This is a genomic window from Photobacterium sp. 2_MG-2023 (assembly GCF_030547675.1).
Classification (GTDB): Bacteria; Pseudomonadota; Gammaproteobacteria; order Enterobacterales; family Vibrionaceae; genus Photobacterium; species Photobacterium arenosum.
Window position 1 is genome coordinate 1 of sequence record NZ_JAUOQQ010000067.1, and the last position, 515, is coordinate 515.

Here is a 515-nt window from a genome sequence, read left to right on the forward strand (position 1 = left end):
GTCTTTAGGTAAGGAGGTGATCCAGCCCCAGGTTCCCCTAGGGCTACCTTGTTACGACTTCACCCCAGTCATGAACCACACCGTGGTAAACGCCCTCCCGAAGGTTAAGCTATCTACTTCTGGTGCAGCCCACTCCCATGGTGTGACGGGCGGTGTGTACAAGGCCCGGGAACGTATTCACCGTGGCATTCTGATCCACGATTACTAGCGATTCCGACTTCATGGAGTCGAGTTGCAGACTCCAATCCGGACTACGACGTACTTTGTGGGATTCGCTCACTATCGCTAGCTCGCCGCCCTCTGTATACGCCATTGTAGCACGTGTGTAGCCCTACTCGTAAGGGCCATGATGACTTGACGTCGTCCCCACCTTCCTCCGGTTTATCACCGGCAGTCTCCCTGGAGTTCCCACCCGAAGTGCTGGCAAACAAGGATAAGGGTTGCGCTCGTTGCGGGACTTAACCCAACATTTCACAACACGAGCTGACGACAGCCATGCAGCACCTGTCTCAGCG

At 55.5% G+C, this 515-nt stretch carries 1 rRNA gene; it reads right to left on the minus strand.

Annotated elements, in window-relative coordinates:
- Positions 1-9: 9 nt before the first annotated feature.
- Positions 10-515 (minus strand): 16S ribosomal RNA (locus Q4491_RS21485); the annotation flags it as partial.